Origin of the sequence: Paenibacillus sp. UNC496MF (assembly GCF_900113915.1) — a bacterium.
In the GTDB taxonomy this organism is placed as follows: Bacteria; Bacillota; Bacilli; order Paenibacillales; family Paenibacillaceae; genus Paenibacillus_Z; species Paenibacillus_Z artemisiicola.
The window spans coordinates 48915-62810 of record NZ_FORE01000016.1 but is presented as its reverse complement, the minus strand read 5'-3'; the positions used below and the strand labels follow the sequence as shown (position 1 = coordinate 62810).

21 protein-coding genes are annotated in these 13896 nt (G+C 51.1%); all 21 read right to left on the bottom strand.

Features of this window, described 5'->3' with window-relative positions:
- Nucleotides 1–8: 8 nt before the first annotated feature.
- A complete protein-coding gene (locus BMZ79_RS26480) occupies nt 9–1160 on the bottom strand; it encodes a recombinase RecA family protein (RefSeq protein ID WP_177222356.1) in 1152 nt (383 codons plus the stop codon).
- Nucleotides 1153–1512 (bottom strand): hypothetical protein, encoded by a 360-nt coding sequence (locus BMZ79_RS26475; RefSeq protein ID WP_090646209.1) that lies wholly within the window; start codon nt 1510–1512, stop codon nt 1153–1155. Before BMZ79_RS26475 ends, BMZ79_RS26480 begins: the two co-directional genes overlap by 8 nt.
- A complete protein-coding gene (locus tag BMZ79_RS26470) occupies nt 1509–1754 on the bottom strand; it encodes a hypothetical protein (RefSeq protein WP_090646206.1) in 246 nt (81 codons plus the stop codon). The genes BMZ79_RS26475 and BMZ79_RS26470 overlap by 4 nt, the downstream gene beginning before the upstream one ends.
- A 72-nt stretch (nt 1755–1826) precedes the next feature.
- Nucleotides 1827–2672 carry a hypothetical protein gene (locus tag BMZ79_RS34465; RefSeq protein ID WP_090646204.1) on the bottom strand — a complete coding sequence of 282 codons (846 nt, stop codon included), beginning with the start codon at nt 2670–2672 and terminating at the stop codon, nt 1827–1829.
- 257 nt (nt 2673–2929) lie between these two features.
- Nucleotides 2930–3265: an OB-fold nucleic acid binding domain-containing protein gene (locus tag BMZ79_RS26460; protein ID WP_090646201.1), complete on the bottom strand. Its 336-nt coding sequence runs from the start codon at nt 3263–3265 to the stop codon at nt 2930–2932.
- A gap of 5 nt (nt 3266–3270) precedes the next feature.
- Complete coding sequence (locus BMZ79_RS26455) at nt 3271–3495, bottom strand: hypothetical protein (protein ID WP_090646199.1); 225 nt, start codon at nt 3493–3495, stop codon at nt 3271–3273.
- 43 nt (nt 3496–3538) lie between these two features.
- Nucleotides 3539–4207, bottom strand: a complete 669-nt coding sequence (locus BMZ79_RS35525) for a 3D domain-containing protein (RefSeq protein WP_090646196.1) — start codon at nt 4205–4207, stop codon at nt 3539–3541.
- Between the two features lie 253 nt (nt 4208–4460).
- Entirely contained in the window at nt 4461–5153 is a 693-nt protein-coding gene (locus BMZ79_RS26445; protein ID WP_090646194.1) for a phiTE_072 family protein, read from the bottom strand.
- Complete coding sequence (locus BMZ79_RS26440) at nt 5150–5572, bottom strand: hypothetical protein (RefSeq protein ID WP_090646191.1); 423 nt, start codon at nt 5570–5572, stop codon at nt 5150–5152. Before BMZ79_RS26440 ends, BMZ79_RS26445 begins: the two co-directional genes overlap by 4 nt.
- Nucleotides 5569–5868, bottom strand: a complete 300-nt coding sequence (locus BMZ79_RS26435; protein WP_090646187.1) for a hypothetical protein — start codon at nt 5866–5868, stop codon at nt 5569–5571. Before BMZ79_RS26435 ends, BMZ79_RS26440 begins: the two co-directional genes overlap by 4 nt.
- Nucleotides 5855–6241 carry a hypothetical protein gene (locus tag BMZ79_RS26430; protein ID WP_218154804.1) on the bottom strand — a complete coding sequence of 129 codons (387 nt, stop codon included), beginning with the start codon at nt 6239–6241 and terminating at the stop codon, nt 5855–5857. Before BMZ79_RS26430 ends, BMZ79_RS26435 begins: the two co-directional genes overlap by 14 nt.
- A complete protein-coding gene (locus tag BMZ79_RS26425) occupies nt 6213–7067 on the bottom strand; it encodes a hypothetical protein (protein ID WP_090646180.1) in 855 nt (284 codons plus the stop codon). Before BMZ79_RS26425 ends, BMZ79_RS26430 begins: the two co-directional genes overlap by 29 nt.
- Before the next feature lie 35 nt (nt 7068–7102).
- Complete coding sequence (locus BMZ79_RS26420; protein WP_090646176.1) at nt 7103–7891, bottom strand: ThiF family adenylyltransferase; 789 nt, start codon at nt 7889–7891, stop codon at nt 7103–7105.
- A gap of 4 nt (nt 7892–7895) precedes the next feature.
- Complete coding sequence (locus BMZ79_RS26415; RefSeq protein ID WP_090646174.1) at nt 7896–8378, bottom strand: hypothetical protein; 483 nt, start codon at nt 8376–8378, stop codon at nt 7896–7898.
- A 12-nt stretch (nt 8379–8390) separates the two neighbouring features.
- On the bottom strand, nt 8391–8735 hold the full coding sequence (locus BMZ79_RS26410) for a hypothetical protein (RefSeq protein WP_218154803.1): 345 nt from the start codon (nt 8733–8735) through the stop codon (nt 8391–8393).
- Nucleotides 8736–8871: 136 nt separating this feature from the next.
- Entirely contained in the window at nt 8872–9570 is a 699-nt protein-coding gene (locus BMZ79_RS26405; protein WP_090646169.1) for a hypothetical protein, read from the bottom strand.
- A 15-nt stretch (nt 9571–9585) separates the two neighbouring features.
- Complete coding sequence (locus BMZ79_RS26400) at nt 9586–9948, bottom strand: hypothetical protein (RefSeq protein WP_143089113.1); 363 nt, start codon at nt 9946–9948, stop codon at nt 9586–9588.
- 46 nt (nt 9949–9994) lie between these two features.
- Entirely contained in the window at nt 9995–11890 is a 1896-nt protein-coding gene (locus BMZ79_RS26395; protein ID WP_090646163.1) for a DEAD/DEAH box helicase, read from the bottom strand.
- 193 nt (nt 11891–12083) lie between these two features.
- Nucleotides 12084–13160: a single stranded DNA-binding domain-containing protein gene (locus BMZ79_RS26390; protein ID WP_090646161.1), complete on the bottom strand. Its 1077-nt coding sequence runs from the start codon at nt 13158–13160 to the stop codon at nt 12084–12086.
- Nucleotides 13161–13329: 169 nt separating this feature from the next.
- Nucleotides 13330–13665: a hypothetical protein gene (locus BMZ79_RS26385; protein WP_256253153.1), complete on the bottom strand. Its 336-nt coding sequence runs from the start codon at nt 13663–13665 to the stop codon at nt 13330–13332.
- On the bottom strand, nt 13655–13876 hold the full coding sequence (locus tag BMZ79_RS33875) for a hypothetical protein (RefSeq protein ID WP_143089112.1): 222 nt from the start codon (nt 13874–13876) through the stop codon (nt 13655–13657). Before BMZ79_RS33875 ends, BMZ79_RS26385 begins: the two co-directional genes overlap by 11 nt.
- Nucleotides 13877–13896 lie beyond the last annotated feature (20 nt).

Sequence of the window (13896 nt, the reverse complement as noted above, 5' to 3'; positions counted from 1 at the left end):
GTTTCTCCTTACGCGAGTTCCAGCTCAAGCTCATTTTCCTCGGAAGGATCGTCGGCGGACTCGGATATGAATTGCGTGTCTTTCGGAATCTTGCCTTGCACGATGCCGTTCGTGTACTCATAAAGCGCCGGCGAATTACGGAGCGCCTCAAGCAGGCTCTCCTTACCTTGCCATTTCAGCTGATTGCCCGCTCCGTCCATGTACGGGTTCTTGCTGTCCTCGCCGTAGAAGTAATACGCGCCGGCACGGGTGATGACTTCCGTTTCAATCGCTACATCCATGATGTTCTTGATGCGATCGACGCCGCCATGCCAGTAGTAATCATATTCCGCATTGGTAAACGGCGGCGCCACCTTGTTCTTAACGAACTTGGCTGTCGTCGCGTTCCCGATGAACGTACCGCTCTTTTCGATCTTCTTCGCCCGGACGTCAATCCGGATCGAGGAGTAGAATCGAAGCGCGCGCCCTCCCGGCGTTACTTCGATAACGGTGCCTTGTGCCCCGGGCTTTTCCCGCAGCTGGTTGATGAAAATGAATGTCACGTTATGCTTATACGCAAGACCTTTCAATTTGCGCAGGCCCTTGGAAAGCATCCGTGCTTGCAGGCCGATCGGATTGTAATCCATGCCATTCTCCACTTCCGCCAATGGGACGAGAGCTGCCGCCGAATCGACGATCACGAGTCCAAATTGATTGGAATAGCACATTGCTTCCATGATGTCGAAGGCCTGCTCGCCGCTGTCCGGCTGGTTCACCAGCATGCCGGTTTCAGGCGAAACGTCGACACCAAGATTACGAACGTGAATCGGATCCAGCGCGTGCTCGGCGTCGATAATGGCAGCCCGCTTGCCGAAAATCATCGTCCCTGGGACTTTTGCTTGCTCTTGGAACTGAGCAACCGTCATCAGGCAGAGGCTCGTCTTACCTGAAGATTCAGGTCCAAAGACTTCGATGATCCGGCCAAGCGGCACGCCGCCGATACCCGAGGCATAATCCACGGTTGGAATGCCGGTCGAAATCGGATAGACCTCCGCTTTGGTGGTATCCCCGAATGTAAAGAACGTGCCCGGACCGAAACGCTGGTCGAACGTTTTACGAATATCTTTCGATCCCGCAAACGATTCCTCCAGCTTGTCGGTATGCGATTTTTCTTTAGCCATGCTGCTGTTCCCCCTTGTAAGTGGAAATGAAAAGATCAATCGCATCTTTTGCCGCCTTGATCTGCCGCATGGGCTCGAGGCGCGGATCATTCGGATCCTGCGATTTCTCGACCGCCTGTGACAGCTCGTAGCCGCGATGATTCAAAAGCTGCGATACCATTTGCGCCGCGATGACCAAGCCGTGATCCGGAATGTCCGTCTCATCCTTAATCATCTTGGCGCAGGTCTGAAGCGCCTCGTCAAACATGCGGCCTTTCGCCATGGGAATGGACAACCCATTATCCCGATAGTGGTTGAAGATTCCAAACATGAATCGTCCGAGGGCGTCTGCCGGCTTAACGGCTTGACTCATGCTTTTCGCATCCTCTCTCTGCGCAGTCTGCGTCTGGAGCGAATGTCGCCAATCAGGTTTAGCACCCAGATTGGCCAAAGCGTCATACCCATCAGCAGCTCAACTTGCCAGCCAAAATCAATAAGTCCGCCTCCTGTGTAACGGTTCGTAAGCTTATAATACAGCCATGAAAGGCCCATCATAATCAGACCGATCAACAGGTAGCCGAGAAAGATCAAGCCGACATGGTTCAATATGTGCATGGCGATGACCTCCTATAGATCTGATGAAAGGGGGAAGTGAATACCAGCATCCGCTTCCCCGCTACATCATGATTAGCGCTGGCCTTGGAATTGACCAGGCGCTCCTTGTGGTGCTCCAAAACCGCCCTGTGGACCACCGAAACCGCCTTGAGGACCGGCTTGCGGGCCACCGAAGCCGCCTTGCGGGCCGTTTTGTTGGAAATTACCGCCTTGCTGCTGTGGCTGTGCTCCACCCATGTTCGGGTTTGGGCCGCCGAAGCCGTTTTGCTGCTGCTGGTAACCTTGTTGGTTGCCCCAACCGCCTGGTTGCTGACCACCTTGCTGTTGCTGCCCTCCGCCCTGCTGTTGGAAGCCGCCTTGCTGTTGCTGGCCGCCACCGTTGCCGCCATTAGCTTGTTGTTGACCGCTGCCCAATCCGATCAGCTCGGTTACGCGGATCGTCGGGAAATACTTGTCGCCGTCACGGTTCAGCATCGGGATGCCTTTGATGAAGACTTTACGGCCGGTCGAGCAGTGGTCCATCAGGAAGTTGTGAAGACGGCTGCGCTCCGGCGAGTTCGCCCAGACTTCCAGCTTCCAGAACTCGCCGGCATCCTTACCCTGCAGATTAACCGCGATGTTCGTGTTGGCTACTTTCGCGCCGTTGTTCATCGGCTTGGAGTACGCGTGAACGCGCTGCTTGGATTCTGGATCCGTGATGCCGGCGATGTTGCCGATCAGCGTGATTTCGCAGAACGAATCATAGCTGTTCTTGTTGCCGCCGCCGTTTCCATTATCTTGGCCGCCGCCTTGATAGCCTCCGCCGTTCGGCGTGCCCTGGTATCCGCCTTGTTGCTGGCCGCCCCATCCTTGCTGTTGGCCGCCTTGAGCGCCCCATCCTTGTTGACCGCCGTTTTGGTATCCTTGTTGACCGTTCATTGTGCATCACCTTTCTGGTTTTGGGTTTTGAATCATGTAAAATGAATAGGAGCGTCAGCGACTGGTTAGTACGACAGATGGTACAAGATGCGCTTTTCTTCACGCACGACGGACGTAACATTGAGCCTATGTATGGACTCATCCATCATTACCAACTCGAGCTCTGTTCCATCGACAATCTCGCGGTCGGTCGGGTACATGAAGTCCTGCTCCTCACCGCTTGGGAAAACAAGCACGTTACGAATGCTCACCACCCCCTAAAAGGATAAAATATTCATGTCAAAGCCGATGATCGAATACTCGCTTTTCAATTCGCCAGCGACTTTATGGGACACCACGTTCACGTATCCAACAACGGAAACGAAGTTTCCTACGTCGATGATCGACTTGAAATGGCTGTACATAATGCTGGACATGACAACGCGCAGCTGTCCGATGTAATCGTCCAACATGATGACGATCGTACTGTCGTCGATTTGGCTGACACTATCAATTCGTCCGGCAACGGTGACCTCTTGACTCACCTGTGCCTTCAGCTTGATTTCTTCAGAGAAATGCGTCACATGCGGACGCAGCTGGGTGACGGTAGGCATGGCGATTAACCCACCTTCCGTCTTGCTTTATATTCGGCATACAGCTCCGCGAGTAGCGTATCAACCTCTGCCTGCGTAATGACGCCTTTTTGAACCAACAGCCCCAGCAGGACATTGACCAACAGATACGAAGTACGCAATTCATCTTCCATGGTCAGGCCTTTCTGCTCGTTGCGTTTGGGAATCAATTCATCGAATAAATCACCTTGTCCAGGTTGCTCTTTAGACATGCTGCTTCCTCCCGACTATTTCATGTGCCTCTCCTCGTGCGGATTACAACTCGCTTGGCGACGAGATGATCCGCACTTTAACTTTATCTACACCCAGAGTTGACGTCACTTTGGGTACGTAGATATCGATGTGCCGGCCATTGATGGCTCCACCAGTGTCATCGGCACGCCGTTTCTCTACCCTGCCGTCAGGATACATGACTTCGACCATTGATCCGAGCGGGATCACATCCGGATCGACTGCAATCGTCAGGCCCGTCTTAACGTGCCGGCCAGATGCAGTGATGCCGTAGCCTGGGTCGCCAGGCCATTTACCACAAGATGCATAGCCTAAATCGTAATACGTTGCTTTGAACGACAACCATTTTGTTTGCGATTCCTGCATCGAGTCGCCTGAATATAACAGGTGCGTCGGTGCCGGCGGCGCGGTCCTTGCTTGTTTCAATTGGTCTTGCAGCTTATCCACTTCTTGAAGAAGCGAACGATTCTCGTTTTGCAGATCGTCTTTCTGCTTTTGCACTTCGCCCAGATCAGATTGACTCTGCTCCAGATCAGTCAGATGCTGCTCAATTTGCTGTTTGAGCGTCAGATTGGCGTCATGTACCGCGTTTCGTTCCTTACTCAAGTCATAGTTGCCCTTGGCCTCAATGACAAGTACGGCAGCAAGTAGTGAAATTCCGAAGCATGACGCTATCCTCCTGCGCATGTTCATGGCATTCACCCCGCTTTATATTCGGTTGTCGTCGTAGGCCTATACTAACACACTCACCCCACGTTTTGCAAGGCATTACAATACGAATAAGACAGACTAGAATGATCTAGTGTCATATCCGATACTAACCCCAATATCTTGTGGTTAAATGCTCGTATTAACTGGCATCACCTCAATTTTATGAGTGAATCTACAAGAAACACGCCGTCAGGCGTATGTAATGCTCGACATTTTGGATAAAGAAAAAAGCCGCTCAAGAGGCGGCTGTGACAGGTTCTTCTTTCAGTTCTTGACGCAGAATTTCAGCAAAGACAGGTGCTACCACTTCACAAAAAGCAATGGCATGTCGGTCGCCGGTCATCTCCACATCAAGGCAGTGGGCAATATAGTCACCATCGAAGAATAAGTCCGATATTTGAGCATTGTCCCACATCAAGGAGTAGAAGCGATCCGAGCTGAGCTCGCCTTCCTCTTCGATAGACTTCAGCACATCCCTGGTTGATCTCGCCTTCTCTCTTAATTCATCGAACGCCCACTTTGCCTTATAGGCATTGGAATATTTCAAGCGTTCGGCAATCCTTGCGTCGGATCGCTTATCCTTGTAAAGCTCCCGGTACTTTTCAATGAAATCCTTCCACATCGGAGCAATGGTTTCCTTGCAGTTCACGCGGCTTCGGCTGTCGTCGGAGATCTTATCGTACACGTAACTGCCTTTGCCACTTGCGTTTCTGCTGAAGATCTTGACCAAGAACTCCTTAAATGAACCGCCGCCATAGCCATGCCATGCATAATTGAAATTGCCGCAATCAGTGATCGCGTTAAAATCGCCGGTTTCATTGATCGTAATCCGAGCCCATTGGCACCGGTGGCTATCCAAGGAGATGTGATAGGTTTCGGAAACTTCCTTGTGGCTCGAATATTTGATTTCATCTTTTTCGTCGGTCATAGCTCCACCCGCACCGGCTTATTGCTCGGCCCTTTCTTCTCTGTTGAATACTCGATGATGATCTCTCGCGTATAGCTGAATGGCAAGCTACAGTGCCCGCACTCCCTGTCGCCCTCATCGCCACTCCACTCGAAGCAATCAATGTCCTCATATCCGCAGTGCGGACATCTCGCATTGGGCTTGTATTCAGTATCATGATTACCGCTCAAATCGAGCCGGCGAACAAAGGCAGCATTGTTAGCTAAATTCAAAATGCATACCGAATAGATTTCTCCGTTGATTTTGATATGATCATGAATGTCTGGCCGCAGCTGGATTTCACCGAGCAAAGGCAAGGGGATTGACTCCACCTTGGTATCCATCAATTCGTACATAAAATCGCGATGATCACGATCATACAACCGCCACGTATCGCTCATTCCTGTATAAGCCCCCTTTTGATTGCTTCACGTTTAGCAGCCTTGTAGGTCGCATGGCTTTTCAATATTCGCTTGGCTGAATGGAGGACGGCTCGTTTCTCTGCTTGATCCTCCATCATCTTGATAATCGACAGGAGATGGCGATCAGTCATCTGAAACGGCTTGAGCTTCACGCCTTCTTTGGTCACCCACCATGTCTGCAGCGCGCCTCGCATGGCCTCCTGCCGGTTGATTGCGGCTTGGAACTCGCCCGGGTGCCGGTAATTGTAAGCATCGATTAATTCAATGATCCTCACCTATTTCGTCCGGATTGACGATGATGCTATGGCAACGCTCAAGTTGCTCTCTACTGAGCTTGCCAGTAAGCATGCCAAGGCGCATCGCAATGTTCGGCCGCCCCACCTTGTCCAGGTAAGTCATGGCACCGAAACACATCTGATTGCCTTCTTGGAAAGGCCTTGTGCCGTCGTCATTCGTATCCTTCGAATAATCGATCGTTTTGTGGCAGGTGAAATGATTATGATCATCCATCAATGTCTCTACAATGCCGGGCAGCCGGCTCGGGTTAAGCGAATGCCGCATCGTGGATTCCTTGAGGAATGGACAATCCTTGCAGGGTTTCGTTACTTCAAACACATTTTCACCACCCGGACAAATTACGGTATTCATCTTGCATGATGTATTCGAGCAGCGTATCGTCGGTATTCCAAATGGCTGCATCGATCAATGCCTCATATGTCCCCCGCTTATTCATGTCGAGGCCGCCACCGCTGCTGGTGCCGCAGCTATGATCAACCTGCTTGTACCACGGATCCTTGTAGATTTTCACGCCGCGGTAATAATCGGTCGAGCCATCTTCCTTCTTATGCGGATACTCCATTTTGACATTGACCTGCCGTGTGAAATACTGGCCCGATGGCAGGACATAGGATCTTCCCAAGCCGGTACTCTTATATGCATGCTTCTGCTGTACTGCAGACCAGAGGCCTTTCCACGTCGTTGCAATCCAAACGAGCTTCCCGTCGATATCTTTGATGATCGGTTCCCGATTGTCGGGATCTAGGATCTTTGGCCACAATTCTTCCTTGTAGCGGTCCGTCTTCTCGAACTCATGGATCATGTGTACGATGAGCCGCTTACAGTCCAGCTTGCTCAGATTCTTGGCACGTCCAACGTCCAGCGAGAGCCGATCGCCCCCTACGACTTTCAAGCAAAGATCGAATTTGTAACGCTTTACACGGCGTCCTTTGCGTTTATCGAAGTAATACTTCGGACTGCCTGAAAGCCCGCCTTCATAGGGGTAGCAGTTGCCGATATCACCTACATTGACGCGGATATTGTAGCTGCCACTCCACTCCCATTCCCCGTCCGGATAAGGAGAACCGCCGGTGGCTTCAAGATGAACTAGTTCATGCTGCTCGTATGTAACGTCCTTCCTTTCCCACGAGCATTTTTTCGTAATAGATGGATATTCTTTGAGCTTTTTCGCGCCCATTGCATCATCTCCCTGGAAAATAGCGCTCCAGGGGATTATACACCCTGAAGCGCCTCTTTGTGAATATAGGCGGGCTTAGAAAGCATGGTTTTTGCATTAAAGTTTGTGTAATGCGCAACAATTTGTTCCTCGCCAAGGATTGTATTCAAATAGCCAGCCATAACGAGTGCGGCCATTTCATTGGTCATCATGCGCTGGGGATGATTGACGATCGTGTCGCCGCAGGATTCCGTAGGCAGCTTGGATTCATCATCCTCTAGGATATCCGGGTAAAGATCGCCGACAGGCTCCAGCAGGACCTTCCCCTGCAGCTTTACGCCGCAGACGACGTGGCCAGCATAGCCGCTGTTTGGCTCGTCGGGCAGCACAGCTTCGATCCCGCTATCGAGATAGATGATGTCGTGCTTTGTTTCATGGAAAAACCGATGCATGAGTTTGCGCGTTGCATGGTTATCTACGCAGCCAAGCAGGATTACGGTCCCCCGGGCTTCGACGCCGATCATGAGGTCATGCAGATCCTGTACGGATTCCACATAACGGTCCCGATAGCTGATCTTCAGGTCATAGACGGTGCCATATCGCTCGGCGAGCACCTTGGATTTGAGTTCCAAGAGATCCTCGGCGATACATGGCTGCCGCAGCAGATTCTTGGCTTCGAAGCGGTCGCCATCTACTAAGCAGTAGCTGAATGCTTGCTCGGTCGTCCGGCCGAAGGCATACATCATTTTGGTTAGCCGCTGTGTCAAATAGCCGCCGTTGCCGCCGACGCCGATCTGCACGATCGTAAAGAAGTTGGAGGGCAGGTTGAGCGTTGGTACGTTCATGAGATCATCCTTTCTTCGGCGACTTGAGGATCGGCACGATGAACTTTTGATCCTCATCCACGAGCATCTCTGTTCGTTCCTTGCCGAACTCGGGGAAATCCGTCTCCAACCATTGCCGAACTTGCTCGAGCGTTAGATCTTCGCCGGCCGGCATCTCGATGCGCTCACGGGCATAGCAGATCACGAAATCCGATCCGTATTTCTTCTCCGGATCTTTTGGCTTGACCGCCTTACTCGTGTTTGCCTTTACTGCTGGCTTTGTTTTGTTCTTCGGTGCCCGGGAAGTGCCGCCGCTGAAATCGAAGAAGTTCTCGGCCGTGAGATCCTCCTCTTCAGTGGCAGACTCCTGCGCTTCAGCCTGCCATACCTCCCTTTCGAGATCGGCGTCTTCCTTATTGTCATCGGCCGGAGCGGGAATAACGATTTTATGTACGACCTGCCCCTGCTCTTGCATCAGATCTTGTTCACTTTCAAATTGCATGGACATCAAGCAGCCCTCCTATGGCCTGGTGATTGTTTGGCCCCACTCGCCGAACGTCGTGTTCATCGGTGCCAAAATGTCGTAATTGAAATCCGCGTCTTGGTGCATTTCGAACAACTCGCGCAGCGACGCATCGAGCTCCGTCCGCTGGCCCGTTAGGTGATCGTTGTTCGGCACCTGGCGCCAACGATAAGCAAACGTCTGCAACTGCACGAGGTCTTTGATGACCTCCGTGGAGAAATAACAAAGCGCGCCGTTCGCATGCACGTTGGAGTACGGGAACTTGAATAATGGCGTCGTGTCCCGCAAATATTTGTCCTTGTAACAGGCCACGTAGGCTTTGGCCAACGATGTGCCTTTCACGATATAACCGAATACCATCTTTGGGAAGGCCACATTTTGAAACGTGGACGTGTAATAGGAAATGTCCGAATACGCCTCATCTTCCAGCACAAACAGCACATGTGTGCCATCTGAATGCTGGGCGTATTTAACCGTATTACTCGGCAGCGCCGGCGAGCTGAGCACCGTCTCTTTCTGTTCCACTACAAGCTGCTCGTTCTGCGCAGACATGATCAAGCTGATCACTTGATCGTGGTAGCAATGGCCCCCGGTCTTCGCCCCACCCTTTTGCTCGAATGCCACATGCGGCATCTTGTTCCTCTCCAGCGTGATTACTACTTTGTCCGACATCGATCAGAACCTCCTTCATTATCAAGAATGGTTTCATGTTATCCATGGCCCGCATGACGTGATGCAAAATAAATCCAAAACCGGTCCAGAGCTGCACCTCGATCGTTAGCTCGTCTTCATCTTTATCCAGGTCCCACTTTGTATTGACGCCTTCGACATCGACATGATCAAAGGCGACATGCAGGTGCTTTTTCAGCGCCCCCTTTCGCTCCAGTTCCTCTGGCGTCAGGTCTGGCCGGAAGTGAAACTTAATCCGATAGCCGATGCCTATCTTCTGATCCTCCTCCGTGATTTCAGGATAATCGATCAGCAAATCGCTGGTCAGCAGCTTAAACGTCTGCATGAAAAACTCGGGAGCATTGTAGGCAAACGCTTCATGCCCCTTGAAGAACTCCAGATCCTCCGGCTCGTGGCCGCGGTCCACCATGATCTTAAATGTAACCAAGCGGTCCAGCTGCGCCAGCCAGTATTCCTTCTCGTAATAGCCGTACAACGGCTCAACCATGAATGATTCACCTCGCTAAATGAATGTAACCTTACGGGGAAATGTCTGCAGCGCAGATGCATCTCGAATCCAATCGCGCACGGCGCAGTATTGGAACAGCGCATTTCGCATCTCTTGTGCGAACTGCAGCTCGTGTTCTTCCAATCCATCCTCATAGGTAATGGCATTATTTATGTAATCGAACGTGATTTCAAACTGCTCAATTGTAGTGCCTTTCAAAAACTCAACATCAGTTTCAGTTTCATTCAAGAGGACATTGAAGACCGGCATTGCCTTATGCATATGCTCATACTCCGAATCAGGGATAACGCTCATGTTTCGGATGCCGGCAGCGATTAGATCAAAGTTAAGCTCCTTAATAACCGTTTCTTCGCTCATTTCTCCCGCCCTTTCCCATAAAGTAAAAAGAGGCAGGCCGTCAGGCCTACCCCACATTCTCATTATTCGTTTGCTTGTTTCGTTTCCGAAGGAGGCGATCCATCGCCAGCTTGTTGACATCCCTCTCACGGCTGCGGTTGTCAGCACCACCGGTGAGAACCTGGTTCGCGAGATCGGACTTGCGGTCCAGAATCTCCAGCAGATGCTCGTCGAAGCTGTTCTCCATGGCGTAATAGTAGATGGTCACATTGGCGAAGGCGTTACCTGTCCGGTCAATGCGGCCATTGCGCTGTTCCAACAGTGTCGGATCCCAAGGCAGATCGATGTGGACCATGTAGTTCGCCACCTGAAGGTTTAGTCCCGTTGATCCTGCATCGGTACAGATAATGGCCTTAATATTTGGATTGTGAAGGAATTGTTCCTTAGCGTATTCCTTGGCGCCTTCGGTCAATTGTCCATGATAAGCGACTGCGATCGGATTATCGAGTGGTCGGCCGCGGGAATCCTTGTTGAGCTCACGGTACAACAGCTCCACCATCCGTTCGAAGCGGGAAAAGATAACGACCTTGGAGTTTGGCTCATCATATAGCATGCTGCTGAAGAACTCCTTGAACTGATCGATCTTCGGTGATTTCAGATCCTTCTCGCTGAGCTGGACTTCTTTCAGTATCTTCTCGGCCATCGGGGTCTTGGACATCAGCAGCAGCTCCGGACTGTCGCAGGTGCTGAGTAGAAAGCTCTGATAGCCTTGCGCCAAGGCATCGTAGTATTCCTTTGCCTCTTGAGGGGACATGGATTGCCCATTGATGAACTTGTAATCCGTGATACTCCTGGCCTGCTCTTTAATGTCCGTAAGCTTTTCGATCAGATAATCATGCAGCTTTTCTTGTGCATCCGTCATTTCAAGGAAGACATGGGAATGCTGGACTTGCGGAAGCTGCTGTTGAATCTCTGGCATATCCTTTGTCCGCCTGATGAAGAATGGTGCGATTCGGTAATACAGCTCGCCCAAATTAATGTACCCCGTGATGCCATATCGCGTGCTGTATTTACAGTAGCGCTCACGGAAATAATTCCATGGCCCAAGAATTTCTTCATTCAGAAAGTAAAAGATGCTAAAGATCTCTTCAGCCTTGCCTTGAAGCGGGGTCGCCGTCGCGACAAAACGATATTTGATGTGTTTAAGCTCATAGGCCGCCGCAGCAATCTGGCTCGGCTCCATATTCAAAGAGGTGTCGCGCACGCCATTCTTTATCTTCTGTGCTTCATCGAGCGCTACCACATCGAACGGTATATTCTTAATCAATTCTCGGAGGGTATCATTCCGAAGGATCTCATAATTGATCACCATGTATTGAATGTCCTTGCGCTGAGCGAATCCTTTGATAAGAGATGCGCGCTTAGCCGGCGTACCTGAAACGGCGATCGCCGTCTTCCCGGAGAATTTCTCGATTTCCTTTGCCCACTGTCGTTTGAGGGAACTGAGTGTGACAATAAGCATCTTTTGGGCCCTTCCCTGCTCATGAAGCTTTTCACATGCTCCAATCAGCTGAGGAGTTTTGCCCAACCCGCAGCCATCGAACACAGCTGCACATCCACGGTCAATGAGGAAATTGGCCCCGACTTTTTGATACGCATACAGCGGCAACAAGAAGTTCTTGAACTCGCCTTCGGATTCCCATTGAATGTGTTGGTTGACGATCTCATGATTCAAATTGACGCCTGCGACAATTTCATGAAGCGGTGTCATCCAGGTAATTTGATTATCGAATAAAGCAAGTAAATCCCCGATATATTCACGATCAAACATCCATTCACCTGTTTCCATGTTAAACCCACGGTTCCGGATGTAACGCACTTTTTCAAGCGTATGGTCAAATGTCTCCGGTCCATCAAGTATCTTCAAGTAAACATTGTTGTACTGCATACGTACCTGTATCATCCGATTCCCTCCTTTCCACTTCATAATAGTATACCATTTTCGCTTCGTTAATAAAACCAGCTCATAAAAGCTTATCGCAGGTAATCGCCGCATTTGAGGGGACTCCCTGGCCCCGGGGGAACCGGATTTTTTAAAGATCCAAGGGAGCCTGTAAAAGCACTCCCTCTTCTCTTATAGGAGGATCAACCAAGCATTAGAATGCCCGGTCGTTTTCGCTCCAATTCGGTTTCTGCATAAATGCATTGCCGAGTCCAGCACCTGCAGGTTGCCCCTGGCTGAATGGTGCTTGATCGGCTGGCTGCGAGCCGAAGCTCTGTTGTGACGCTGCTCCAAATCCTTGTTGCGCAGGCGCGCTTCCGAATAGAGTTTGCTGCTGTGCCGGCACGTTGAATGGTGCTTGTTGTTGAGCTGGCGCACCGAAGCCTTGCTGCGGCTGTCCGAATCCGCTGTAATCGCTGAAGCTGCCCGGGGCACTCGCGCCGAATGCATTTTGCGTAGGCTGCTGCTTCGCTTGAACCAGCGGCAGGGCTGCGGTCATCGCATGCTCGAGAATCGCACGCTCATAGATGAATGCCAGTGCACGAAACTCGTTATCGATGTCCATGATGTACAGGAACTCGCTGTTATTCGGATCCACTTGCGTGGTGTTATTCATGCCTGGACGGCTCGGCGCCTTTACATACGGAATCGTGTTCTGATCTTCCTGGAACACCTGCAGGTATTTCTTCTTCTTCGGCGACATGACGGCGTTGTTCTCCGTGAACGTGTCCGTATTCAGATCCCATTGGGATTCGGAGCCGATCAGGTGGCGCTTGCCCTGCTCTTTCTTGCTATTGACCACGCGGAAATTGATCGCCAGCAGATAGAACGGCGATGCCGGATCCGTAATCGACAGGCTGATCGTGATGCTGTCATTGAATTGACGCACATGGAAGCGAGCCTTCTCGCTCATTTCGTAGACCGCGGTACGAGCATTGTTGTTGCCGACCGTCACACCGTCGCCGGCTGCAAAGCGAGCATCCACCGACATGAGCCGATCATAGAGACGTTGAAAGTTCGTGATCGTTAACGTGGTGAATGCTTCTTTGCCGTCGTACATGCGCTCATTGCCCTTGGTCATGTGACGCGCATAGTACGTCAGCGCCCATCCGAACGTGATCGAATCTTGCGCCATGTCCGTCACGATAACCGGATACTGGTTGTACTGATTGCGGTCACGGATCTCAACCTTGACATTGCCTGCTACGAGCGATTTGACTTGATTTAACATGGTTAGTTTCCTCCTCGGGAAATTGGATATTAGCTAAGATGAATCGCGCCGTCAGGCGCCTAATTGATCTTCTTGTTAGCCATTACAATAAAAAAGAAAATGAACAATAGGGGCAGGCACCACACCTGCCCTGATAGAACGATGATCATGAATGCACCAAGCCAAAGCATTAGAGGCGTGCTCCTGTGAGCGATAATACGTGATTCATGCGACGCTCCGCCTTCAGCAGTTCGTCTTCCACGATCGCCAGCTTCGAGAGCTCCCAGATTGCGACTTGATGATTCTTTTGTGCGATATTCGATTCAACGGCCAGCAGAATATGATCCGCAGCCATTTTCAATGCATCGTGCTGCTCGGTATGCGAACGGCAAGATTGAAGTGTGCTTTGAATCTCGGCTTTAGAGCCGGCATTGATGAGGTGGTTTGCAACGACAGAAGCTATATGCATGATGGAGATCTCCTCTCTAATATGTAGATCAGCATGAAACGAGCCGTCAGGCTCCATTGGTGTAATGATCCGGATAGGCTGCGCGAAGCGCCTCATCCAACTTCCAGCGCTTGTACCAGCCGCCCATCTCGACATGCATGCCTGGGCATTCCATCGCCTTTTTATCGAGCTTGCGAAGTCTTTCGACGGCCTCGTCATGCGACAGGTTTTCAAAATCAAGCGTGACGTCGGTGCGACAAAGGCTGCATGTTGTTGTGACCATCGTCATGTTGGTGATCCTCCTCAACT